Consider the following 23,116-nt stretch of genomic DNA (forward strand, 5'->3'; position numbering starts at 1 on the left):
AAAGGAAGCACGTTGGAGACCAAGGCAATCGAGAAGGACCTGCTCGCCCTCGAAGAGCAGGGCTGGGCGGCGATATCGGTGGGCGACGGCGACTTCTACCGCCGGCTGATCACCGACCGGACGCTGTGCGTCGAGCCCGACGGCCTGCAGACCGGAGCGGAGCTCGCCGCCGACATCGACGCCAACAAGTCGCCCTTCGACGACTACAAGCTGCAGGACGTCAAGGTCCTGCCGCTCACCGCCGACAGCGCGGTCATCACCTACCGGGCGGTCGTCAGCCTCAAGGAGGCCGGCTTCGTCTTCCAGCTCTACATGAGCAGCGCCTACGTCCGCAGCGACGGCGCGTGGAAGCTCGCCTTCCACCAGCAGACACCGGTGAAACAGGAAGACTGAGGCGCTCCCCCCCGCCGTTCCCCGGGATGGGGAGCGGCCGGTCGCCGGACATCTCGCACCGGGAGGCACTGTCATGCACGGAGTGGCGGGCGACGCTCCGGTGGGACTGCCGCGGGGCGCTCCCGTGGCGGTTGCCGTGCTTTTCACATTCGCCTGGGTAATTGGTGGTGACGGCGATATCGGCGCCCGTTTCCTTGCGCCTCTATCGCCGTCGTTAAGCGATTGAACATAAGGGGAGGAATTCCTCCGGGACTTTTCAGTCCCGGAGGAATTCGACGAGCTGATAATTGATTTTCCCTTCCGGGGCGGCGCAGCCGGCCGCCCTGAGAACGGCCGGTCGCCAGCCGTGCCGGGCGGCGAGCTCGCCGATGAGCGCCGCGTTGCCGAGATCGGTGAAGCCGAGCATCAGCCGCCCGCCGGGGTTGAGGTGCTCCCCGGCGTCGCGCAGGAAGGCGTCGTGCGCGGTGTAGCCGGGGTCGAAGAACGCGCGCTCCAGGTCGTCGGCCGCGGCCTCGCCCGAGGGGGCCTCGACGAAGTTGGAGTTCCAGTAGATCAGGTCGAAGCGGTCGTCCGCGCTCAGCGGGGAGAACATGTCCCCGCAGGCCACGCGGACGCGGTCGGCGACGCCGTGCCGTTCGGCGTTGAGCCGGGTGTTGTCCGCCGCGGCCCGGCTCATGTCGATCGCGGTCACCGCGTCGCATCCGCGGAGGGCGGCGGTGACGGCCACGTAGCCGGTGCCGCTGCCGATCTCGCAGAGGGAGCCGTGCACCGGGTAGGGGATCCACTCGGCGTACAGCGCCGAGGACTGTGAGAGGTGCGGGGCGTAGACGCCGGGAAGGAGATCCCAGTCGAGGCCGAGCAGCCGGAAATTCTGTCGCAGCGTGATTTCCCGATGGCGGGCGAGAAGACTTCCGGCGGCCTGCCGGGCGCGAGTATTCATCGTCTCTCCGGTCTCCGATGGACGTTGCATTAGATAATTATAGGCATTAGCGTTTAAATCATGCCACGAACGGCATGTAGCTATGAAATATGTAATGACGGATGGAGAGGCTGATGTCGACGACCACCGATCTCATCCGGCTGGGTGCCTCCTACCGAAGGGACGGAGTCGACCCCGGGAAGCTGGAGAGCGACCCGCTGGCCCAGTTCCGGCACTGGCACGACGAGTGGCTGGGCACCGGCCCGGCCGCGGGCCAGGCCGCCGTGCTCGCCACGGCGGACATCCACGGCCGCCCGTCGGCGCGGTGGGTCGACGTGGCCTACGTCGACCACGGATTCGTGTTCTTCACCAACTACGGCAGCCGAAAGAGCGCCGACCTGGCCGTCAACCCGCAGGCCGCGCTCTGCTTCGGCTGGCTGGAGGTGGGCCGGCAGGTGCGCGCCGAAGGCGGTATCGCCCGGCTCACCGACGTCGAGTCCGACGCCTTCTTCGCCGGTCTGCCCCGCGGCGTCCAGCTGCTCTCCTGGGCGAGCGACCAGCGCCGGGTGGTCGGCGACCGGGACGTGCTGCAGGCGCAGCTCGCCCAGGCCGGCGACCGTTTCTCCGGGCAGGAGGTGCCGCGGCCCGCCCACTGGGGCGGCTACCGCCTGACACCCGAGGAGGTCGAGTTCTGGCAGCGCCGTACCGACGAGATACAGGACCGCTTCCGCTACCGCCGCGAGATCGTCGGCGACGGCTGGCGGAGCGCGCAGATAGCCCCCTGAGGAGGGAGAAGCCGATGATGCCCGGATGTGTGGAGTGGCCGGAAGAGGTGGCCGCGCGTTACCGGAGGGAGGGCTACTGGCGCGGTGAGACGCTCGGCGACCTGCTGCGCCGCGTGGCCGCGGCCCACGGCCCCCGGACCGCCCTGGTGTCGGGGGACTCGCGCTGGAGCTACCGGGAGCTGGACGAGCGCGCCGACCGCCTCGCGGCGGGCCTGGGCGGACTCGGCATAGGCTCCGGCGACCGCGTGCTGGTCCAGCTGCCCAACATCCCGGACCTCGTGTTCCTCTGCTTCGCGCTGTTCCGCCTCGGGGCGGCGCCGGTCCTCGCCCTGCCGCCCCACCGGCACAGCGAGATAGGCCACCTGGCCGCCGCCACCGACGCCGTCGCCTACGTCGTCCCCGACACCTGCCAGGGTTTCGACCACCGGGAACTCGCCCGGCGGGTGCAGGCGTCGGCGCCGTCGCTCCGCCACGTCATCGTGTCCGGCGACCCGCAGGAGTTCACGGCCCTGGCCGACCTCGAACGCGACCCCGTGCCGCACGACTCCCCCGATCCCGGCGACGTGGCCCTGTTCCTGCTGTCGGGCGGGACCACCGGCCGCTCCAAGCTCATCCCGCGCACCCACGACGACTACGCCTGCAACATCCGGCTCAGCGCGGAGAACGCCGGCCTGGACGAGACGTCGGTCTACCTGGCCGCCCTGCCGATCGCGCACAACTACGCGCTCGGCTGCCCCGGAGTGCTCGGCACGCTGCAGGCGGGCGGGACGGTCGTCCTCACCCCGACCCCGAGCCCCGACGACGCCTTCCCGCTGATCGAGCGCGAGCGGGTCACCGTCACGGGCCTCGTCCCCTCACTCGCCCAGCTGTGGGCGGAGGCGGCGGAGTGGGCCCGGCGGGACCTGTCCAGCCTCCGCCTGGTCCAGGTCGGCGGTGCCGCGGTCTCGGGCGAGCTGGCCGGCCGGGTGGGCAGGACACTGGGCCGTCTCCAGCAGTCCTTCGGGATGGCCGAGGGGCTGCTCAGCCAGAGCCGCGGCGACGACTCCGCGGAGCTGCTCGTGTCCACGCAGGGCAAGCCGCTCGCCCAGGCCGACGAGGTGCGCCTCGTCGGCGACGACGGCCGCGACGTCCCGCCGGGAGAGGCCGGCGAGCTCCTGGTCCGCGGCCCCTACACCATCCGCGGCTACTACCGTGCGCCCGAGCACAACGCCGCCGCCTTCACCCCGGACGGGTTCTTCCGCAGCGGCGACCTCGCCCGGCTGACCGGCACCGGCCATCTCGCCATCGTCGGACGGGTCAAGGACGTGATCAACAGGGGCGGCGACAAGGTGCCCGCCGACGAGGTGGAGGACCACCTCCTCGCCCACCCCGAAGTCGACGCCGTGGCGGTGGTCGCGATGCCCGACCCGTTGCTGGGGGAGCGGACCTGCGCCTACATCGTCCCCCGCAGGAAGGCCCCGAGCCTGAAGACGATCGAGGCGTTCCTCCGCAAACGAGGCGTGGCCGCCTACAAGGTCCCCGACTGGATCGAGGACGTCGCCGCCCTGCCGTACACCCCGGTGGGAAAGATCGACAAGGCCCGCCTGCGCGCGGACATCGCCCATCGGCGGGGCGGCAGGCGGCCGTGACGGCGCTGACGCCGGGGCGCGCGCCCCAGCAGCCCGACTGGAGCGACCCCGGCCTGCTCGACGAGGTCAGGCGGACGCTGGGATCGCTGCGGCCGCTGGTCACCGAGGAGGAGTGCGCGCGGCTGTCGGCGTCGATGGGGCGCGCCGGCGCCGGCGAGGCGCTGGTGCTCCAGGGAGGCGACTGCGCCGAGCGCTTCCGCGAGTCCAACCCGTGCGACGTCGGCAGGAAGCTCGACCAGCTCTACCATCTGGCCCGCGGGCTGGGCGCCGCCGCGGGCGTCCCGGTCGTGCCGGTCGGCCGGCTCGCCGGCCAGTACGGCAAGCCGCGGTCCGACGCCTGGGAACGGGTCCCCGACGGCACGGTCATGCCGGCCTACCGGGGGGACGCGGTCAACAGCCCGGACGCCGACCCCGATGCCCGCTTCCCCGATCCGGCGCGGCTGCTGCGGGCCTACGAGTGCGCCGAACGGGTGCTCGCCACGGTGCGGGCCTCCTGGGACGGCCGGGAGACCATCGAACGGGCACACGTCTCCCACGAGGCGCTGCTGCTCGACTACGAGCACCCCCTCGTCAGGCAGGGGAGCGGCGCGCGGTTCGCCTCCTCGGCGCACTCCGTCTGGATCGGCGACCGCACCCGCTCCGTGGAGGGGGCGCACGTGGCGTTCGCCGCGTCGGTCGCCAACCCGATCGGAGTGAAGATCGGCCCCACCACCCGCCCGGCGGACGCCGTACGGCTGAGCCGCCTGCTCAACCCGGAGGCGATCCCCGGGCGGCTGTCCTTCATCGTGCGGATGGGCGGCGCGCGGGTCCGGCGGCTGCTGCCGGAGATCGTGGGCGAGGTCGCCAGGCGGGGAGCACCGGTGCTGTGGCTGTGCGATCCCATGCACGGCAACACCGTGCGGATCGGCAAGGGGCTGAAGACCCGGCCCGTGGGGGCGATCCTGGAGGAGGTCGTGGCGTTCGTCCGGGTGCTGCGCTCCCTGCGGCGGCACCCGGCGGGACTGCACCTGGAGATGACGCCCGAGGACGTGACCGAATGCGTGTCGACCCCGCGTCCCTTCTCCGCGCTGCCTCCCCTGCCGCGGTACCGGAGCGCGTGCGATCCCCGCCTCAACGCCGAACAGGCGGCCGAGGTGGTCGGACGCTTCGCGAGCGTGCTGTGAGAACGGCGGAGGGAGGGGAACGGGAGGGACGCGGAGACAGAGGGAAGGAGAGGCATGGGCTTCGAGGGGATTCCGAGCAGGGCGTTCGCCTTCTACGAAGGGCTGAGCGCCGACAACTCGCGCGACTACTGGCATGAGCACAAGGAGGTCTACGACAGCTCCGTCCGGGAGCCGATGCTCGCCCTGCTCGGGGAGCTCGAGGACGAGTTCGGCGAGGCCAAGCTGTTCCGCCCGCAGCGCGACACCAGGTTCGCGAAGGACAAGTCGCCCTACAAGACCTATCAGGGGGTGACGGTCGGCGCGGGCGGGACCGTGGGCTACTACCTCCAGCTTGAGGCCGGCGGCCTTTTCCTCGGCGCGGGCTTCCACGCTTTCGACTCCGCCGAGACCACCCGCTACCGCGCGGCGGTCGACGACGGGCACGCCGGCGGCGCGCTCGTCAAGATCACCGACCGGCTGGTCAAGGACGGGTTCGAGCTGGTGGGCGAGCGCGTCAAGACCCGGCCGCGCGGTTACCCGGCCGATCACCCGCGCATCGAGCTGCTCCGTCACAGATCGCTGGGAGCCGAACGCCGGGTGCCGAAGTCGAAGGTGCGGGGGCGCAAGGCGCTCACCGTGGTCCGTGACGACTGGCGCCTCCTGCGCCCTCTCGTCGACTGGCTGCTCGAACACGTCGCCAAGGGGTGAGCTCCGCGGCGCGGGGCGTCCGGAGCGGGTCATCCGGGGCGTTGGCGTGCGTTCCGGTTTCAGCGCAGCCCGGATGTGATCTTGGTCTTCGGGTCGGATCGCCCGATCGCGCTATGCGGCACAGGAGGGCACCGTGGCCGAGATCGCCAAGGCCCTGGGGTTGGCCGTGGCGCCATCTGCCGGGCCGTGCAGCAGACCTCCTGACGCCAGACCGAGGTCGCGCCGTTAACGGACTGCAAGCGGTTGACCAGCTAAGCGCCTATCCAGGAGTTCTGCACGTAACCGGGTGCGAGATCGCCGGAGTGAACAGACGTTGACAAGGGCCTCGCCGGAGGTTGGATCGAAGTTGCCTCCATCGTCCATCCGCCCGGCGAGGTCGTGGCCAGCATGCGCCCTTCTGTCGTGTTCGCCAATGCTCAGGCCGTCTCGATCGAGCACCTGCAGGCGCAGTTACGGGGCCGTTGGCGGCAGGCGACGCGAGCGGTGATGCTGCCGCTGTCACTGCATGGATTGCCGGCGGTGCGGATCGCCGATCTGCTCGGCCACGACCCGGGCACGGCCCGCCGCTGGATCGACCGGTTCAACCGCCACGGGATGGCGGGCCTGGCCGACCGGTTCGACCGCCACGGGATGGCGGGCCTGGCCGACCGGTTCGACCGCCACGGGATGGCGGGCCTGGCCGACCGGCCTCGTCCGGGCCGCCCGCATCTGGGTGGCCAACGGCTGACCGACCGCATCGCGGCTCTACCGGCCCGGCCGCGGGACCATGGACGATCTCGCGGCTGTGGCGGTTGCCGAACCGCCCCGCCCCCGCCTCAGCAGGCGCACCCTGTATCGGCGGGTGCGGCTGGTGGCCCTTTGGCGGCGGCCCCGCACATCATCGTGATCTGTGACAACGACGGCATCCACCATGCCAGGACCGTCACCGCCCACCTGGTCGAGCATCCCCGGCTGGAGTTGCTGTACGGGGCGCGTTACAGTCCGCACGACGCTCCCGTGGAGCGCGTCCGGGCCGGGCTGAAGGCGTTCATCGCCAACACCGCCGTCACCTGGCCCGGCCGTCTGAGACAGATCCACGCCTTCTTGCGCGCCCGCTCACCGGATCAGTTGCCGACCGCCGCGGCTCCATGGACCAGCCCCTGGCTCCCAGCCGGTTACAAACGAAACTTCTGGAATGCCGCTTAGTGCCGCATCATCTTGGGTTTGCCCTGTTTCGTGGGGACATGTCGATCAAGGTCCCACCTCGGTGGGCGTGATCGCTTCAGGCTCTGCTCGTGGCTGAGCGGGTTCGCGTACGCGAGATCGATGACGATGAGGGAAACCGGCTGCTGCGCATCGTGCGGCGTGGCACCGGCTCGTGATCATGTCTGTGTGACGAGAACAAGATCGAGAGCGGCTGCCACTCTCATCGTAGAAGCCGCGCGGGTGCGGCAAAACTCCGAAGACCTGCCGGCCGCGCTGGCTCCGATGTTCGCCCGGATCGAACCAGGGCTGCAAGCCGGCAAATACGTCCGCGCCGTGATATCCCACCTGCCCAAACACAACGGCTGGACGATCGCCGAGTGGGCGGGCGACCACAGCCCCCACGCAGCGCCTGCTGAACCGCGTCATTTGGGACACCGCCGACGCGATGAGCATCGTGCACCTGGCCTACATCCGCGCCGGTGCCGGGCACGCCCTGATCGCCTCCCGGCAGCGGATCCCCGCCAAGCAGATCAGCGACCCCATCGCCGCGATCACTACCGGCCTGCCTCTGAATCTGGCCATCGGCCTGCTCAAAGACGTCTACGCCGACGGGGTGCGACTGGACTTCGTGGCCGATGACGTGTTCTCCGGCGCCCCCCGCGTGACTGGTGAGGCCTTCACGAAATGGAGTTTCGCTCGTTCGTGAGCGCTACCACGCGGGGTGATCGCACAAGTTCCAGCTGTAATAGGTGTCGTAGGTGTCACCGTCCGACCCACCGTCATTGTCGGACTCCCAGTACCAGGCGTACTTCTGATAATAGTCGGACCATGAGGAGTAGCTGATGTAGTGGTTACCGGTGTTGTGGGAGTGACCGCGGGCCGCCTCCTTGGGGTCTCCGCCGGGGCTGTCGTTGATGTAGATCCAGCTCCAGTCGCACCGGGTATCCGCGTGTGCCGCTGTGGTCCCGCCCGTGACGACCATGGCCCCTGCCAGGGAAACGGCCGCGGTGCCGAGGGCACCCCACCGCTTGAGATTCATTTTCATTTCCTGCCCTGCACTGAGAATCCTTTGGAAACCTACGGCGTCGAACCCGCTCGGCGGATCCGGCGTGCTCAGTGTGCTGCGGCCGATCATGGAAGTCGTTAGCACAGAGTGCAGTGTTCCTTGACAATGAGCGCACAGACAGCGGCTCGCAATCGTCCGGGCCGGCAATCCATGCAGCGACAGCGGCAGCATCACCGCTCGCGTCGCCTGCCGCCAACGGCCCCGTAACTGCGCCTGCAGGTGCTCGATCGAGACGGCCTGAGCATTGGCGAACACGACAGAAGGGCGCATGCTGGCCACGACCTCGCCGGGCGGATGGACGATGGAGGCAACTTCGATCCAACCTCCGGCGAGGCCCTTGTCAACGTCTGTTCACTCCGGCGATCTCGCACCCGGTTACGTGCAGAACTCCTGGATAGGCGCTTAGTTCGCTCGGGGTCACGTCCACGGACGTGACCCCGCTCTGGCCTGCAATAAGAGGTCAACAACCCCGGACAACGACGGAGCGCCGCAAGATCTGAACCCTCAGGACAAGTCCCTGAATCGGGATGTGCCCGCGGCGCTCTGTATCCCAAACCAACGTAACCGCAGGTCAGACAGGTTCGTTGGATTTCCGTGATTGCTGGAAGCGATCCTCTCGGCGAGGCGCCTGCGCCACGCGGTGGTTCCGGCGTACTGCCAGTGTCGTGGTCCACTACTCTGTGGTACTTTATAGTAGTACTCGGTACTACCGAGTACCAGGAGACCGAAAAGGACCCACGATGGACGACCTGACGGAGATGCTGAAGGGCACGCTTGAGGGCTGCGTGCTTGAAATCATCGACAGCGAGGAGACCTACGGGTACGCCATCACGCGTCGGCTGAACGAACTCGGCTTCGCCGACGTCGTCGAGGGGACGGTTTACACCATTCTGCTGCGACTGGAGAAGAACGGGCTCGTCCAGGTGACGAAACGACCGTCCGGGATGGGCCCGCCGCGCAAGTTCTATGCGCTCAACGACGCGGGGCGCGAAGAACTCGCGACGTTCTGGGCGAAATGGGAGTACATCACATCACGGATCGACAAGCTCAAGGAGGGCGGGAGATGAACTTCTGGGAGGCCATGACAGGCAGCGATCTCACCAGGGAATGGAAGGCGTTCGAAGCTCGGGCCGAGGCATTGCCGGCCGACTACCGGGCGGCGTGGGAAGAGATCAAGGGTCATCTTTCTCCCTACGCGGACTTCACAGGTCGAAACCTGATGCCGATTCTCGACGGTGCTCTGGGGCTGCTCGAAGAGACAGCGGCCGACGGGCAGAGCATTCACGACGTGCTGGGTGACGACGTCAAGGGCTTCTGCGCGGCGCTGGCCGGCGGAGAAGGGGCTCGGGACTTTCGCGACCGGTGGCGCGAGCAGTTGAACAGGAACGTCGCAAGGAAACTGGGCCGGCTAGGAGGCTGACGTGGGCATCCAAGACATCATCGAGGGCAAGAAGCAGTGGCGGGCGCACATGGCGCGGGTCAAGGCGCTCCCGCCGGACTACCAGATCGTCTACAAGGAGATTCAGAGGTACATCTTCAAGGTTGGACCGATCGACTTGCTTGACGGGCCCCTGCTCTCAGGGATCATCGATTTCTTCGAGGAGGGCGTCGGGGCCGGCAAGGGAGTCCTGGAACTCATCGGCAACGACGTCGCTGCCTTCTGCGACGACCTGGTCAAGGACTCGCGCACCTACGCGGACATCTATCAGGAGTCCATCAGCGGGGGACCCGGCACGGCCGAGAAGTAACACCTGTCGACCCGAGGCACCGGCGGGCGCCTCGACCACCGGGACGTCGTTGTCGCGCCAGTGGGCGTATGCCCGGACGGCCCTTGGCGAGCTGAGCAGCTTGTGAGCACTCCTCCGGACTGCCGCGCCGGGCCCGGGGCGTGGACCCGATCGGGGTGTCGGCAACGGAGCTGTCAGCAGGCACACGCGATTGCGTTAACCCAGGTCAGCGCGCCGGACTGGCCAAACAGAATCAGCATTCTGCAGGTGAACCCCAGCGGTGCTGCGAGAGCTGTCACCAGGGTCAACACGATCACGTGTACCTGGTGACACGACTCTTGACGACACCCCGTATCAGGTGGCGGTGGGCTGCGGGGCCGCGAGCCTGACCGGCGGCGAGCCGATCGCGGTGGGGTCGTCGATGAGCTGGTTGATCACAACGTTGGCGGCGCCCAGGGACGCGGCGCCGAAACCGAGGTCGGAGGCGACGAAGCGGCAGCGGGCGGCGGGTCCGGCGACGACCAGGTCCTCCAGCTCCGCCTGGGCGAACGGGAGAAGCCACCGGGCCAGCGTGGCGAAGTAGCCGCCGACCACGATGACCCGGGGGTTGAAGAGGTTGACCAGGATCGAGCCGCCGAGCCCGAGCCACCGGCCGACCTCCGCCACCGCCGCGAGCATCAGCGGATCGCCCCCGGCCAGCCCGCGGGCGATCTCCGCCACCCGCTCCTCGGGGTCGGGCACCGGGGTGGTGCCCATCCCGTAGGCCTGGTCCGGCGTCGCCATGCGCACCAGCGCCGCGAGCCCGACCTTGGTCTCCCAGCAGCCGCTGCGCCCGCATCCGCACCGGCTGCCGCCCGGGTCGACGGGCATGTGCCCGACCTCGCCGGAGAAGCCGTCCGCCCCGCGGAGCAGGCGGCCGCCGACGATGATGCCGCCGCCCACGCCGACCTCGCCGGTCAGGTAGACCATGTCGGCCGTCCCCGCGGCGACGCCCGAGGTGTATTCGGCCAGCGCGGCGAGGTTGGCGTCGTTGTCCACCGTCACCGGGGCCCGCACGTCGCCGAGCGCGACGGACAGCCGGGAGGCGAGCGACACGTCACGCCAGCCGAGGTTCGGCGCGAGCGCGACCACACCGTGGCCGACGTCCACCAGGCCGGGGACGGCCACTCCGATGCCGGCCACTCTGATGCCGCCGCCGGCTGCCGCGATGCCGGACGCGCCGGCTGCCGCGAGGTCACCCGGCCCGAGCCCGGAGGGTCCGGCCCCGGCCCGGGTGAGCTCGTCGATGGCCTGCCGGGCCACCCGGCCGAGCTCGCGCAGCGAGTGGTTGGTGCCGCTGCCCATCGCGTCGAAGCCGACGCGGCGCTCCACCAGGACACGCCCGCCCAGGTCGGTGCCGTGGACCGCGACGTAGTCCACGTTGATCTCCAGGCCCAGGACCCCGACGTGGGCGCCGTCGAGCGCCACCGCCCGCCGGGGACGCCCGACCGTCCCCGCGTGCTCGATGCCCACCTCGCGGACGAGCCGCCGTTCGAGCAGCTCGGCCATCAGGTTGGATACGGTGGCACGGTGCAGGCCGGTCGCCTCGGCGATGTCGGCGCGCGAGCTGGAGCCGTGGTCACGCAGGTGACGCAGGACCAGCGAGAGGTTGGTCCGGCGCAGCGACGCATGGCCCGCCGGCTGGGCGGCGCCCCCCGCGAGGCGGGTGAAGTGCTGCCCCTGCGTCATCGCGGTCACCGGCCTTTATTTATCTTGAAGCGCAATTAATTGATTTCTAACACCGGGTGGTCCGGCCGTACAGCATGGGCCGATAACGACTTCGCGGCCCTCGAACGAGGTCGCGGGAGGGTGACACGCCCGGCATGTTGCCGAAACGTTACCGAGGGTGGAACGTTTCGAGGCTTGCGTCATAAGAGAGGGCGTCCTTTAATGCGGCAAGCTGCGCAAATTTCAGCGCAAAACATGCAAAACAATGGATGAGCGATGAAATTTCATCGAAAGGAGGGGGCGGTGCGCAGCCGGTACGGCAGCGGGAGACTCCCGCCTGCCGGAAGGGCACATCGACGCGAGGAGTGATTCACCCATGCGCAACTGGCGAAGCGCGGCGGCCGTCGCCGCCCTGCTCCTGACTGCCGGCCTGACAGCCGGGGGAGCGCCGCCGGCCCTGGCGGCCGGAACGGCCGTCGCGGCGGAGCGCAGCGCGACCGACGTCCACCTGTTCTACTACCCCTGGTACGGCAGCCCGGCGGTCTCCGGCGGCTACCGGCACTGGCAGCAGGGCGGCCACACCCCGCCCGGCGACGTGGGCGCGGACTTCTACCCCAAGCTCGGCGCCTACGACTCCGGCGACTTCGACGGCGCGGTGGCACAGCACATGAGCTGGATCCGGCGCTCGGGCGCCGGGGTCATCGTCTTCAGCTGGTGGGGGGAGGACTCCTACGAGGACCGGCTCGCCGCCGGGGTGCTGGAGGCGGCGGCGCGATCCGGGGTCAAGGTCGCCTGGCACCTGGAGCCCTACGCCGGCCGGACGGCGGCCTCGACGGTCGCCGACATCGCCTACATCAACTCCCGCTACGGGAGCAGCCCGGCCTTCTACCGCGACGCCGGGCACGGCGGCCGCGGCGCGTTCTACGTCTTCGAGAGCCTGCGGATCGCCGACTGGTCGGCCCTGGACCAGGTGCGCGCGCACAGCATCGTGCTGGCGCAGACCACCGACACCACCAAGGTCGCGCACTTCGGCGGGATGTACACCTACGACGCGATCGCCGGCGCGACGGCCCCCGGCTGGAAGCAGGCGAGCGACTTCTGCAGGGCGAACGGTCTCGTCTGGGCGCCCTCGGTGGGCCCCGGCTACGTCGACGACCGGGCGGTCCCCGGCAACACCACCCCGACACTGGGCCGCGACAACGGCGCCACCTACGACCTGGAGTGGCGCAACGCGCTGGCCCCGGCCACGGGCGGGTCGCCGACCTGGGTCTCCGTCACCTCCTTCAACGAGTGGCACGAGGGCTCGATCCTCGAACCGGCGAGCTCCACCCCGCCCGCGGGATCCGGCTACCAGACCTTCGCCGGCGCCTACGGCAAGACGGGCACCGACGCCGAGACCGCCTACCTCGACCGGACGAGGCACTGGGTCACCCAGTTCACCGGGGAGGTCGCGCCGCCCGATCCCGACCTGGCGGCCGGCAAGGCGATCACGGCGAGCAGCCACACCGGCGGCTACGGCGCGGCGGCGGCCAACGACGGGAACACCGGCACCTACTGGGAGAGCCTCAACCACACGTTCCCGCAGTCCATCACCGTCGATCTGGGCGCGGCGAGCAGCGTCGGCAGGATCGTCCTCAAACTGCCGCCGTCGCCCGCCTGGGGTGCCAGGACCCAGACCCTCTCCGTCCTCGGAAGCCTGAACGGCTCGGCGTACTCGACGATCTCCCCGTCCGCGGGCCGTACCTTCGACCCGGCCACCGGCAACACCGTCACCATCACCTTCCCCGCCACCACCCAGCGCCACATCCGGCTGGCCATCACCGCGAACACCGGCTGGCCGGCCGGGCAGCTCGCGGAGCTGCAGGTCTTCCGGAGCCGGCACCCCACCGGCATCGGAGATCTCGGCTGAGATCCGCGCCGGCGGCGGCATCGGCGGAGCGGGGTCCGAGGAGGGCGTCGCCACCGCGGCCGGCGCGGGACCTCACCGCCGGACTTGACACGTTCCGCGGGCGGATCGCCGGCGGGTGTCCTGTGGCGCGACCCCGGTGAGCGCCGGATACGGCCCGGCAGCGGCCGCCCGCGTGTGAATCCTGACACGCAGCCGCAACAAGCCCGTTATATCCAAGGGTTGACCTTGAACGGACATATGTGGGTACCCTCCGTGAGGGTCCCGCAGCCCGTATCCCCTCGGAGCCGCCGATGAGCAGCCTGGCCTCGCCCGTACTCGTTGGACGTACCGCTGAGCTGCAGGTTCTGATCGACGCGATGACCCGCCCGCCGGCCGTGGTGCTGGTGGAGGGGGAGGCGGGCATAGGGAAGACCCGGCTCGTGCACGCCGCGCTGAGCCGCCTGGTGTCCGGTGACCGGTCCGTCCTTCTCGGCTACTGCCACCAGATCCGCGAACCCTTTCCGTACGGGCCCGTGGTGGAGGCGCTGCGGGAGATCGCGGGCCGGCTGCCGGCGATCGAGGCGCTCAACCCGGTCACCGGCGCGCTCCGCGACTACCTCCCCGAGCTGGCTCGCGCGCTGCCGCCGTCGCCGCGGCGGCCGAACGATCCACGGGCCGAGCGGCATCGGCTGTTCCGCGCGATGCGTGCCCTGCTGGCGGCCGTCGGACCGGCCCTGCTCGTGATCGAGGACCTGCACTGGGCCGACGACGGGACGCGGGACCTGCTGCGGTTCCTGGCCGACCAGCCGCCCCGGGGCCTGACGGTGGTGGCGACGTACCGGCGGGAGGACCTGGGCACGCCCGGGTTGCCGCTGGGGCACACCTACCGGCACCCGCCCGGCACGACGAGCCTGGTGATACCGCTGAGGCCGCTGGACGTGCCGGGTGTGAACAGCCTGGCCCGCGCGCTGCTGAACCGGTCCGACCTGCCGGCCCCGTTCGTCGCGCGGCTGCACGAGCGTACGGCGGGCATCCCGTTCGTGGTGGAGGAGGTCGTCCGGTCCCTGCCCGACGCGGAGGGGCCCGACGCGCTGGACCGTGTCGGGGTGCCGCTGCTGCTGCGCGAGGCGATGGCCGAGCGGATGGCCGGCCTGTCCGCGGCGGCGGTGAGCGCGGTGCAGGCGGCGGCGGTGCTGCGGCTTCCCGTGGGCGAGCAACTGATCGCGGCGGTCGGCGGGGACTCCACCGGGCTGGGCGAGGCACTGCGCGTCGGCGTGCTCCGCGAGCATCCCGGCGGCCGCTACGGCTTCCGCCACGCCCTGGCCCAGCAGGCCGTGTACGACGCGATCCCGGGCCCGGACCGGCGGCCGGCGCACGAGCGCGCGATGACCGCGCTGGCGGCGATGGAGCCTCCGCCGCTGGTCCAGCTCGCCTATCACTCCCGGCAGGCCGGGGACATGGAGGCCTGGCTGCGCCACGGCAGGGCGGCCGCCGACCGCGCGGCCGCGCTCGGCGACACCGCCCTGGCCGTGGAGGTGCTGGAGGGCATGCTCGCCGATCCCGACCTGCCCGAGCCGGACCGCGGCCCCCTCGCGCTGGCACTGAGCCGCCTGGCGGCTACCGGGCTGTCGCACCAGCGGGTGGTGCGCCTGCTGCGCCGCCTGCTGCGGGACGACTTCCTCGCCCGCGAGGTGCGCGGCGAGGCGCGACTCAACCTCGGCCTGGTGCTGTGCAACCAGGCGGGCGACAGCGCCGCCGGACGTCCTGAGATCATGGCCGCCGTCACCGAGCTGCACGACCGGCCGACGCTGGCCGCCCGCGGCTGGGCGAGCCTCGCGCTGCCGGGATGGGGCACCGAGTCGCTGGCGACGCACGAGGAGTGGATGGCCCGCGCCGAGGCGCTCGTCGCGACCGCGGGCACCCCGGAGCTGGCGGCCGCGGTCCTGGCCAACCGGGCCTCCTTCGAGATGACGATCGGCTCCCCGGACGCGTTCACCGTCGCCGCCACGCTGCCGGTCGCCGACCCGTCCACGGCGGTCCGGCGAGAGGCCGCCCGCGGTTACTGCAACCTTCACGACGCGGCGACCATGCTGGGCCACTACGCCGCGGCGGAACGGTTCGGCAAGGAGGGCAGGCGGCTGGCCGCGGAGACCGGTGCGCAGTACCCCGCCTACCTCGTCGACGTCTCGACGGTCCGCAGGAACTGGCTGACCGGCCGATGGGACGGGCTCCGCGACCGGGCGGCCACCCTGGCGGAGCTGGCCACCGAGACGCCGCTGATCGCGGTGGACGTCTGGCTGGTGCTGGGGCTGCTCGCCCTGGCCACCGGCGAGTGGGAGGAGGCCGCCGGGCACCTTCGCGGCGCGGGCATGGACGCGCCGGACGCGCGCTTCCTTCCGGTCGTGGTGGCCGCCGCGGGGGGCCTGGTCGAGCTGCACCTCGCCCGTGGTGCGCTGGAGAGCGCGGTCACGGAGGCCGAGCAGGCGGTCGCCCGGCTACGCCGCAAGGGGGTGTGGGTCTGGGGTGCCTACCTGATCCCGCCGGCCGTCACCGCGTTCGCCCGCGCCGGGCGGCTGCGGGAGGGGGCCGAGCTGGTGGCCGAATTCGCCGGCGGGATCGCGGGCCGCCTCGCGCCCGCCGCGCACGCCGCCCTCGACCACGCCCGGGGCGCGCTGGCCGCCGATCGGCGACCGGCCGACGCCGCCGGCTTCTTCGCCCGTTCCCGGGAGGCGTACGCGGCCCTGCCCCAGCCCTACGCTGCGGCGCGGGCGGGCGAGGGCGAGGCGCGTGCCCGGCTCGCCCTCGGTGATCGCCACGCCACCTCGGCCCTCGCCGAGCTGGCGGAACGGTTCGGCGCGCTCGGCGCCACCCACGACGCCGCGCGCTGCCGCCGCGCGCTGCGCGACATCGGCGCGGAGTCCCCGCTGCCGCGGGGCCGCAAGGGCACCGCCGGCGCGCTGTCGCAGCGGGAGAGGGAGGTGGCCCGGCTCGTCGCGCTCGGCCGGACCAACCGGGAGATCGCCGACGTCCTGTTCCTGTCGACGCGCACGGTCGAGACCCACGTCGCCACCGTGCTGCGCAAGCTCGGCGTACGGTCGCGGACCGAGGTCGCCCCGCCCGTCTGAACGCGGGAGACGGCGGGGAGCCCCCGGAACCGATCGCTCGGTCCCGGGGGCGTCCGCTGGTCCGCCGCTCAGACGGTGATGCTCCACCAGTCGAGAGTGCCGGTGTCCTGGAAGTAGTAGTCGCTCACCTCCAGCAGCCACTGCCCGGCCGCCTGCTGGGTGACCGGGACCGTGTAGGTCCGCGTGCCGTACGCGGTGCAGGTGGAGCCGCCGCTGCTGTCGAGCAGGTACCACCGTCCGTTCGGGCCGCGGAGCCAGATCTCCAGGTCCTCGGCGCAGGTGTGGTCGATCGTGACGGTGAGCTTGACGGGCGACGTCGCCGTCCCGGTCGCGGTGGAGGTGATCGGGCTCTCGACGGTGCCGAAGTCGTCGATGGTGTGGTCGGTGTCATTGCGGAACGTGCGGCCGGACGAGGTGCCCTGCACGGTCAGCGTGTACACCGAGGTGCGGGTGGCGGTCTCGCCGGTGCCGGTGACCGTCACCTGGTAGGTGCCGGGGGGCGTCGTGGCCGTGGTGGCGATGGTCAGCGTGGACGAGCCGCCGGAGGTCACCGACGCCGGGTTGAAACCGGCCGTGGCGCCGCCGGGCAGCCCCGACGCGGACAGGCTGACCGTCTGCGCGGTTCCCGCCGTGGTGGCGGTGGCGACCGTGGAGGTCACCGCCTGGCCCGCCTGGACCGTCCCCGACGACGGGCTCGCGGAGATGGAGAAGTCCCGGCTCGTGGCGGTGCCCGTCGCGAGCTTCCAGATCGCGTACGCCGAGGCGTCGGCGGCCCGGTCCAGAACGGTGTCGCTGATGTTGCTCGTCGTGTCGCACGCGCGGTGGTAGCAGGGGTCGTACGCCTGGCCCGCCGTACCGCCCCACTTGGCGGCCTGGGCCGATGTCTTGACGGCGCTGGCGCCGGCCGCCACGCCGGAGGTGGCGATCCCCGCGTTGCGGAACGACGCGTCGTCGGAGCGGTTGGCCCCCTCGGTGTTCTCCTCCGGCTGGAGGTTCAGGCCGTCGTAGAAGGCCTTGAGGTGCGTCGCCGCCGAGGTGGTGATGTTGTTGATGAAGTAGCCGCCGTTGGTCGAGCCCACCATGTCATAGTTGTGGTAGACCGTGATCTTGCTCCGCTCGGTGGAGCCCAGCGAGTTGACGTAGAACTCCGAACCGTTGAGGCCCTGCTCCTCGTCGGTCCACCAGCCGAACCGCACGTGCTTGGCCATCGCCGGGTTCTTCGCGGCCAGGGTCAGCGCGACCTCCAGCAGCGCCGACGAACCCGAGGCGTTGTCGTTGATGCCCGGACCGGCCGAGACGCTGTCCAGATGGGCGCCGGCCATGACGACCTGGTTGGCGTCGCCGCCGGGCCAGTCGGCGATCAGGTTCGGCCCGGCCCCGGAGGTGCAGCCGGAGGTGCAGGGCTGCCGCACCACGGTGTAGCCGGCGGCGGTGAGCTTCTGCTCGATGTAGGACACCGACGCGGTGTAGCCGGCGCCCGTGGACCTGCGGGTGCCGCCGTTGGCGGTGGCGATGCTCTGGAACTGCTGCAGGTGCGCCTTGACGTTCGCGAGGCTGATGTCCGGCGGGTCGGTCGGGGCGGGCCCGCTGCCGACCGTCAGGGTGTAGGCCGCCGTGTGCGTGCCGGAGGTGGCGGAGCCGGTGACCGTGACGATGTAGGTCCCGGCCGGCGTCGACCCGGCGGTGCTGACGGCCATGGTGGAGGAGCCGCCCGAGGTCACCGAGGACGGGCTGAAACTCGCGGTGGCGCCCGCCGGCAGGCCGGAAGCGGTGAGGGCGACCGTCTGCGCGCTGCCCGAGGTGGTCTGCGTGCCGACGGTCGAGGTGACCTGCTGGCCGGGCTGTACCGAGCCCGCGGCCGGGTTCAGCGAGACGGAGAAGTCGTTGCCCGTCGCGGCGCAGGTCGGCTCGCCCGACTGCACCGGTACGCTGACCGCGTTCCAGGCCGCCTTGGTGGCGGCGCACTCGGGGCTGCCCGCGCCGTACAGTTCCACGGCCGCCGCCAGCGACGCCGACCTGGCGTTGGCGTACCTCCAGGTGGAGGTCTTGCGCATCAGCGCGCCCATGAAGATCTTTCCGGCCTTCTGGATGCCGAGGCCGGACACCGAGGAGGGGCCGCCGGAGCAGATCGGGCTGTTCGGCTTGCCGCCGCCCGGCGAGGAGCCCTCGGCCAGCAGGTAGAACCAGTGGTTGAACGGGCCGGCCGCGGCGTGCACCTCGGTGCTCGGGATGGAGGAGGACCAGCAGTTGGGGTCGCCCACCCGGGACGGTTCGTACATGTACCGGATCGGGCCGTCGCCGACGAGGTCCACCTCCTCGCCGACCTCGTAGTCCGGCGGATCGTTCGGGTTGTTGGCGTAGGCCTCGGTGAGCGCCCCGAAGACGTCGCCGACGGCCTCGTTGATGCCGCCGTTCTCGTTGCCGGAGCCGGCGCCGCCGGGCGTGGTCTGGAAGATGGCGTGGCCGAACTCGTGTCCCACCACGTCGATCGGCGTGGCCTGGCGCTGGCCGTCCTGCGAGCGGCCGAAGTTGGTGTAGCTGCCGTTCCAGTAGGCGTTGACATCGGCCAGCCCCACCCGGGCCGGGAAGCCGCCGCCGCTGCCGTTGATGCCGTTGCGACCGAGCCAGTCGCGCAGCATGTCCCATTCCTTCTGAACCGCGTAGAGCGCGTCCACGCAGGCGCTCTCCAGGTTCGTCCCGGAGCCGTTCCCCCAGACGTCGTCGGTGCCGGTGTAGGCGGAACCGTTCTGCCCGCCGCAGCGGATGCCGCTGCGGGTCGTGTCGGTCATCGAGTACGAACTGCCGGAGCCGCTCGTGCCGATGGTGACCTGGCCGTAGTAGTAGCCGGTCCCGGTGCCCGCCCGCACCTCGTCGTAGGAGTCGGCGATCTCACCGGTGCGCGCGTCGACGAACACGTGCTGCTTGCTCGGTCTGCCGTCGGCGATGCCGGAGACCAGCGTCTCCCAGGCAAGCCGTGGCTTGTCCCCCCAGGCCAGGACCACCAGGCGCGGGTCCGCGCTGTCGTCGGTCCGGGACAGCCGGGTCTTCGCCTTCGCCCTGGCGTCCGCGGCGGTCACCGCCGCCGAGGTCGGCACGTTCCGGATGGCGCCGGCCGCCGCCGCGGTGTCGCGCACGTTCCCGGCGGAGTCGGTGATCACGACCGCGTCGCCGCCCACCACGGGCAGTCCCTTGTACGTGCGCTCGTAGGCGACGGAGTACATGCCGCCCGCGCCCGTGCTCACGGCGGTGCGCCGGTAGGTCTCGTCCGGGCTTTTCCGCAGTTCGTCCAGGCCGCTCGCGACTGCCTGGTCGGCGGCGGCCACGGCGAGCTGGGGCGGGTCGGCGGGGGAGCGGTGGTAGCCGGCCGTTCCGGGGGAGGGTTTCGCGGCCGCAGGTGAGGAAGGTGCCACCGCGGCGACCACGGCCAAGCCGACGGCGGCCGCGAGTACAGCTCTGCGTCTCACGCGTGTTCCTTTCGGTCGGTATCCCCTGCCGCGTCTCGCCGTGTACGCGAGCAGCGGCGACCGCGCCGCCGGGTGGACACCCGGCGGCGGGCGCAGCGGGAATCGGGGGGTGAAAAGGAAGATGGATGTGCAGCAACCTGTGCCGTGACGCTAGATCCGCGATCAGGTGCCGAACATCCGTATCGATATCCGTATACATACGGAAAAAGCGACCCCGGCCAGGAAGCTCATGAAGTGCCACCGGACCGCCGGGAGGCATGCGAAGGCCCGTGGCGGCCGGTACGGCGCGCCACGGGCCACGGCTCGCCTACCTGGTGAGGGTGAAGGTGTCGACGTCGAACAGGAAGCCGGTGCCGGTGCCGGTGTAGACGAGGAAGAGGGGGCCGGTGGCGGAGGCGGTCAGGGGGGTGGTGACGTTCTGGAAGGTCTCCCAGCCTCCGGTGGTGGGTACGGTGACCGTGCCGAGGAGGGCGCCGGTGGCCGATCCGGAGCGGATCTGGATGGTGCCGCCGGGTCCGGCGGAGGAGATGCGGGCGCTGAAGGCGGTGGCGCCGGTGGTGGTGATGGTGGAGTAGCCGGTCCAGTCGCCGTTGTTGATGTATCCGGCGGTCCTGCCGCCGCTGGCGGGGGCGTGGTCGGCGATCTGCACGCCGGAGGTGGAGGTGTAGGACTCCGCCTCGGCCGTCGTGCCGGCCGCGGTCACGAGGGTGAAGGCGTCCACGTCGAACAGGTTGCCCGCGCCGGTCGGGCCCTTGAACACCAGGAACAGCGTGGTGCTCCCGGCGGGCGCGCCGGAGATGCTCGCGGTCACGTCGGTGAAGGTCTCCCAGCTACCGGTGACCGGTACGGCGGCCGTGCCGAGCAGGGTGCCGGTCGCCGAGCCCGCCCGCACCTCGATGGTCCCTCCCGCCCCGGCCGAGGAGACCCGGAAGGACGCGCTCCTGACGCCGGACAGCACGTACGGCTGGAAGGAGATCCAGTCGCCGTTGTCGATGAACCCGGCCGTCCTGGCGCCCTCCGCCGCGGTGTGGTCGGCCGGCTGGATTCCGGACTGCGCGCCGAAGTGCTCGGCCTGCCTGTGCCGGGGCTGCAGCACGCGGACGCTGTGCGTGGTCAGGCCGCCGGCGTCGGTGTACTCCGCGTCGAAGACGCCGTAGATGTTGGCCGCGGCGTCGTGCTCACCGTCGACCGGCACCGCGATGCTCCCGGAGCAGCCGTTCCTGGAGGTGATCGCGTGGCGGTGGCTGTCGTGGCCCAGCAGGTAGGTGACCTTCACCTTGGCGCAGTCGACGGCGCCGTCCTCCGGGTCGGAGACGTTGACCTGGAAGGGGACGGTGTCGCCGAAGGCGAAGGGCCGGCCGTCGCCGGGGGAGGCGAGCGACACCGACGGAGCGCTGTTGCCGACCGTCACGATGACGCTCGCGGTGCCGGTCAGCCCGGTCGGATCGGTGACCGTCAGGGTCGGCGTGTAGGTGCCGTTGGCGGTGTAGGTGTGGGACGGGTTGGCCTGGGTGGACGTCCCGCCGTCGCCGAACCTCCACGAGTAGGTGAGGGCGCCGCCCTCGGGATCGGAGCTGCCGGCCGAGGAGAAGGCGACGGCCAGCGGGTTCGGACCCGAGGTCCTGTCCGCGGTCACCTTGGCGACGGGGTTGCGGTTGGTGCCGCCGATGTGCTCGACCCGGTAGAGGGCCTGGTTGTCGCTGCCGGTTCCGTAGTCCAGCACGTACAGCGCGCCGTCCGGGCCGAAGGCCATGTCCATGACCTGGGTGCCCGTCCAAGGGAACGCCGCGATCTCGCCGGGGGAGCCGTCGGCCTTGACCTCGATCGCCTTGATCCAGCGCCTGCCGTACTCGCCGGCGAAGTAGCGGCCGTTCAGCGAGGCGGGGAACTTGACGGCGGAGTCGAGGTTCGCGTCGTAGCGGTAGACCGGCCCGCCCATCGGCGACTCCGAGCCGCCGCCGAACTCCGGCGGTGAGCCGGCGTCGCCGTACTTGATCCAGCTCGGCTTGGCCGCGGGGAGCCTGGCCAGGCCGGTGTTGCGGAAGGAGTTGTTCGCCGGGCCGCCCGCGCAGTCGTACTTCGCGCCGGACGGGCCGTCGGGGAAGGTGAACTCGTTGTAGGTCTCGGCGGGGGTGTTGGTGCCGGTGCAGTACGGCCAGCCGTAGTTGCCCGGCCCGGTGATCCGGGTGAACTCCACCTGGCCGCCGGGGCCGCGGTTGGCGTCGCCCGAACCCGCGTCGGGACCGTAGTCGCCCAGGTAGACGACGCCGGTGGCCTTGTCGACCGACATCCGGAACGGGTTGCGGAAGCCCATCGCGTAGATCTCCGGCCGGGTCCCGGCGGTCCCGGGCGCGAAGAGGTTGCCGGAGGGGACGGTGTAGCCGCCGGCCGCGGTCGGTCTGATCCGCAGGACCTTGCCGCGCAGGTCGTTGGTGTTGCCCGAGGAACGCTGGGCGTCGAACTGCGGGTTGCGGTCGGTCCGCTCGTCGATGGGCGTGAAGGAGCCGGACTCGAACGGGTTGGTGTCGTCACCGGTGGTGAGATACAGGTTCCCGGCCGCGTCGAAGTCGATGTCGCCGCCGACGTGGCAGCACTGCCCCCGGTCGTTGGGGACTTCGAGGACGACCTTCTCGCTGGCGAGGTCGAGCGTGCCGTCGGTCCTCAGCACGAACCGCGACAGGTTGAGGTGGCCCTTCCAGGCGGCGAAGTCGGCCTCGGTGCCCGTCTTCGGGGCGTCGCCCGCCGGGGTGGCGAGCTTCGGCGAGTAGTACAGGTAGATGTAGCGGTTCGTGGCGAAGCCGGGGTCCGCCGCGACGCCCTGCAGCCCTTCCTCGTCGTGCGTGTAGACGTTCAGGGTGCCGGCGACCTTGGTGGTGCCCGACGCGTCGGTGACGCGGACCGTGCCGTTGCGGGCGGTGTGGACCACCGACCGGTCGGGCAGCACCGCCAGGGACATCGCCTCGCCGAGCTTGGCCGCGCCGACGGCGAGCTGGACCTGCTGGTAGTCGGACGGGGGGATGGCGGCCGTCGCCTGAGCCGCGGGAGCGGTCCGGGCCGCGTGGGCCGTGGGGATCGCCAGGCTGCCGGCCGTGACCAGCAACGCCGTGGCGAGCGTCCTGATCCAGGGCCGAGAACGGGGTGACATGTGGGTCCTTTCCTGACCTGGGGGGTTAAGTCAGGCAAGGCGCGCGCCGCCGCGCTGGTTGCCGTGGTGCCTTTATTTGTCTTGGAGAGCAATTAATTGGGTTTGTAACACGCGGGTGTCGCGCTGTGCACCCCCGAGGCAGGTAACGAATCAGCAACCGGCTGATCCGTTGCAGGTCGGCGAAAAATCTGTGCAAGGTTATGAAAATGTTACACAAGCCGAAACGTTTCGACA

Annotated in this window: 16 protein-coding genes and 2 pseudogenes; 12 read left to right on the forward strand and 6 right to left on the reverse strand. The window is 70.9% G+C overall.

What is annotated here, in order from left to right; all coding sequences use genetic code 11:
• Nucleotides 1-12 precede the first annotated feature (12 nt).
• A complete protein-coding gene (locus SROS_RS18315) occupies nt 13-393 on the forward strand; it encodes a nuclear transport factor 2 family protein (RefSeq protein ID WP_012890436.1) in 381 nt (126 codons plus the stop codon).
• A 256-nt stretch (nt 394-649) separates the two neighbouring features.
• Here SROS_RS18315 and SROS_RS18320 read toward each other — a convergent pair whose 3' ends face one another.
• Nucleotides 650-1,363 carry a methyltransferase gene (locus SROS_RS18320; protein ID WP_218919870.1) on the reverse strand — a complete coding sequence of 238 codons (714 nt, stop codon included), beginning with the start codon at nt 1,361-1,363 and terminating at the stop codon, nt 650-652.
• 83 nt (nt 1,364-1,446) lie between these two features.
• Here SROS_RS18320 and pdxH point away from each other — a divergent pair, with 83 nt between their 5' ends.
• From pdxH to SROS_RS18355, 6 genes and pseudogenes are all read left to right on the forward strand, one after another.
• Nucleotides 1,447-2,097, forward strand: coding sequence for a pyridoxamine 5'-phosphate oxidase (gene pdxH, locus SROS_RS18325; RefSeq protein ID WP_012890438.1), 651 nt, complete (start codon nt 1,447-1,449; stop codon nt 2,095-2,097).
• Nucleotides 2,098-2,111: 14 nt separating this feature from the next.
• Nucleotides 2,112-3,725: a (2,3-dihydroxybenzoyl)adenylate synthase gene (locus tag SROS_RS18330; RefSeq protein ID WP_012890439.1), complete on the forward strand. Its 1,614-nt coding sequence runs from the start codon at nt 2,112-2,114 to the stop codon at nt 3,723-3,725.
• Nucleotides 3,722-4,888: a 3-deoxy-7-phosphoheptulonate synthase gene (locus tag SROS_RS18335; protein ID WP_012890440.1), complete on the forward strand. Its 1,167-nt coding sequence runs from the start codon at nt 3,722-3,724 to the stop codon at nt 4,886-4,888. The genes SROS_RS18330 and SROS_RS18335 overlap by 4 nt, the downstream gene beginning before the upstream one ends.
• A gap of 54 nt (nt 4,889-4,942) precedes the next feature.
• The gene (locus tag SROS_RS18340; RefSeq protein ID WP_012890441.1) at nt 4,943-5,575 is read left to right on the forward strand and encodes a DUF2461 domain-containing protein; all 633 of its coding nucleotides are present in this window, start codon (nt 4,943-4,945) and stop codon (nt 5,573-5,575) included.
• A gap of 387 nt (nt 5,576-5,962) precedes the next feature.
• Nucleotides 5,963-6,760, forward strand: a pseudogene (locus tag SROS_RS49660) (helix-turn-helix domain-containing protein).
• Between the two features lie 445 nt (nt 6,761-7,205).
• Entirely contained in the window at nt 7,206-7,466 is a 261-nt protein-coding gene (locus SROS_RS18355) for a hypothetical protein (RefSeq protein WP_043652290.1), read from the forward strand.
• A 3-nt stretch (nt 7,467-7,469) separates the two neighbouring features.
• Here SROS_RS18355 and SROS_RS18360 read toward each other — a convergent pair whose 3' ends face one another.
• Together SROS_RS18360 and SROS_RS54215 are read right to left on the reverse strand one after the other, a co-directional pair.
• Nucleotides 7,470-7,799: a hypothetical protein gene (locus SROS_RS18360; RefSeq protein ID WP_012890443.1), complete on the reverse strand. Its 330-nt coding sequence runs from the start codon at nt 7,797-7,799 to the stop codon at nt 7,470-7,472.
• Between the two features lie 117 nt (nt 7,800-7,916).
• Nucleotides 7,917-8,096 (reverse strand): annotated as a pseudogene (locus SROS_RS54215) (IS630 family transposase); the annotation flags it as partial.
• 470 nt (nt 8,097-8,566) lie between these two features.
• Between SROS_RS54215 and SROS_RS18365 the strand changes: the two are divergent.
• Genes SROS_RS18365 through SROS_RS18375 form a run of 3 tightly spaced genes read left to right on the forward strand, consistent with a single transcriptional unit; the run spans nt 8,567 to nt 9,574 of the window.
• Nucleotides 8,567-8,893, forward strand: a complete 327-nt coding sequence (locus tag SROS_RS18365) for a PadR family transcriptional regulator (protein WP_012890444.1) — start codon at nt 8,567-8,569, stop codon at nt 8,891-8,893.
• Nucleotides 8,890-9,246 (forward strand): DUF1048 domain-containing protein, encoded by a 357-nt coding sequence (locus SROS_RS18370; protein WP_012890445.1) that lies wholly within the window; start codon nt 8,890-8,892, stop codon nt 9,244-9,246. Before SROS_RS18365 ends, SROS_RS18370 begins: the two co-directional genes overlap by 4 nt.
• Nucleotide 9,247: 1 nt before the next feature.
• Nucleotides 9,248-9,574 (forward strand): DUF1048 domain-containing protein, encoded by a 327-nt coding sequence (locus SROS_RS18375; RefSeq protein WP_012890446.1) that lies wholly within the window; start codon nt 9,248-9,250, stop codon nt 9,572-9,574.
• 333 nt (nt 9,575-9,907) lie between these two features.
• Here SROS_RS18375 and SROS_RS18380 read toward each other — a convergent pair whose 3' ends face one another.
• Nucleotides 9,908-11,281: an ROK family transcriptional regulator gene (locus SROS_RS18380; RefSeq protein WP_012890447.1), complete on the reverse strand. Its 1,374-nt coding sequence runs from the start codon at nt 11,279-11,281 to the stop codon at nt 9,908-9,910.
• 355 nt (nt 11,282-11,636) lie between these two features.
• Between SROS_RS18380 and SROS_RS18385 the strand changes: the two genes are divergently transcribed.
• Together SROS_RS18385 and SROS_RS18390 are read left to right on the forward strand one after the other, a co-directional pair.
• Complete coding sequence (locus SROS_RS18385; protein ID WP_012890448.1) at nt 11,637-13,169, forward strand: discoidin domain-containing protein; 1,533 nt, start codon at nt 11,637-11,639, stop codon at nt 13,167-13,169.
• 290 nt (nt 13,170-13,459) lie between these two features.
• Nucleotides 13,460-16,273, forward strand: coding sequence for an ATP-binding protein (locus SROS_RS18390; RefSeq protein WP_012890449.1), 2,814 nt, complete (start codon nt 13,460-13,462; stop codon nt 16,271-16,273).
• 68 nt (nt 16,274-16,341) lie between these two features.
• Here the strand turns inward: SROS_RS18390 and SROS_RS18395 are convergent, their stop codons facing one another.
• Nucleotides 16,342-19,737 (reverse strand): M28 family peptidase, encoded by a 3,396-nt coding sequence (locus tag SROS_RS18395; protein ID WP_012890450.1) that lies wholly within the window; start codon nt 19,735-19,737, stop codon nt 16,342-16,344.
• A 307-nt stretch (nt 19,738-20,044) separates the two neighbouring features.
• Nucleotides 20,045-22,882 carry a carbohydrate-binding protein gene (locus tag SROS_RS18400; RefSeq protein WP_012890451.1) on the reverse strand — a complete coding sequence of 946 codons (2,838 nt, stop codon included), beginning with the start codon at nt 22,880-22,882 and terminating at the stop codon, nt 20,045-20,047.
• Between the last annotated feature and the right edge of the window lie 234 nt (nt 22,883-23,116).

The sequence above is a fragment of the Streptosporangium roseum DSM 43021 genome, from assembly GCF_000024865.1.
GTDB classification, from domain to species: domain Bacteria; phylum Actinomycetota; class Actinomycetes; order Streptosporangiales; family Streptosporangiaceae; genus Streptosporangium; species Streptosporangium roseum.

Excerpts from the sequence above, each read along its gene's own strand:
- SROS_RS18320 (WP_218919870.1), bottom strand. The coding sequence starts at position 1,363 with ATGCAACGTCCATCGGAGACCGGAGAGACGATGAATACTCGCGCCCGG.
- SROS_RS18360 (WP_012890443.1), bottom strand. The coding sequence starts at position 7,799 with ATGAATCTCAAGCGGTGGGGTGCCCTCGGCACCGCGGCCGTTTCCCTG.
- SROS_RS18380 (WP_012890447.1), bottom strand. The coding sequence starts at position 11,281 with ATGACGCAGGGGCAGCACTTCACCCGCCTCGCGGGGGGCGCCGCCCAG.
- SROS_RS18340 (WP_012890441.1), top strand. The coding sequence starts at position 4,943 with ATGGGCTTCGAGGGGATTCCGAGCAGGGCGTTCGCCTTCTACGAAGGG.
- SROS_RS18390 (WP_012890449.1), top strand. The coding sequence starts at position 13,460 with ATGAGCAGCCTGGCCTCGCCCGTACTCGTTGGACGTACCGCTGAGCTG.
- SROS_RS18355 (WP_043652290.1), top strand. The coding sequence starts at position 7,206 with ATGAGCATCGTGCACCTGGCCTACATCCGCGCCGGTGCCGGGCACGCC.
- SROS_RS18330 (WP_012890439.1), top strand. The coding sequence starts at position 2,112 with ATGATGCCCGGATGTGTGGAGTGGCCGGAAGAGGTGGCCGCGCGTTAC.
- SROS_RS18400 (WP_012890451.1), bottom strand. The coding sequence starts at position 22,882 with ATGTCACCCCGTTCTCGGCCCTGGATCAGGACGCTCGCCACGGCGTTG.
- SROS_RS18365 (WP_012890444.1), top strand. The coding sequence starts at position 8,567 with ATGGACGACCTGACGGAGATGCTGAAGGGCACGCTTGAGGGCTGCGTG.
- pdxH (WP_012890438.1), top strand. The coding sequence starts at position 1,447 with ATGTCGACGACCACCGATCTCATCCGGCTGGGTGCCTCCTACCGAAGG.
- SROS_RS18385 (WP_012890448.1), top strand. The coding sequence starts at position 11,637 with ATGCGCAACTGGCGAAGCGCGGCGGCCGTCGCCGCCCTGCTCCTGACT.
- SROS_RS18370 (WP_012890445.1), top strand. The coding sequence starts at position 8,890 with ATGAACTTCTGGGAGGCCATGACAGGCAGCGATCTCACCAGGGAATGG.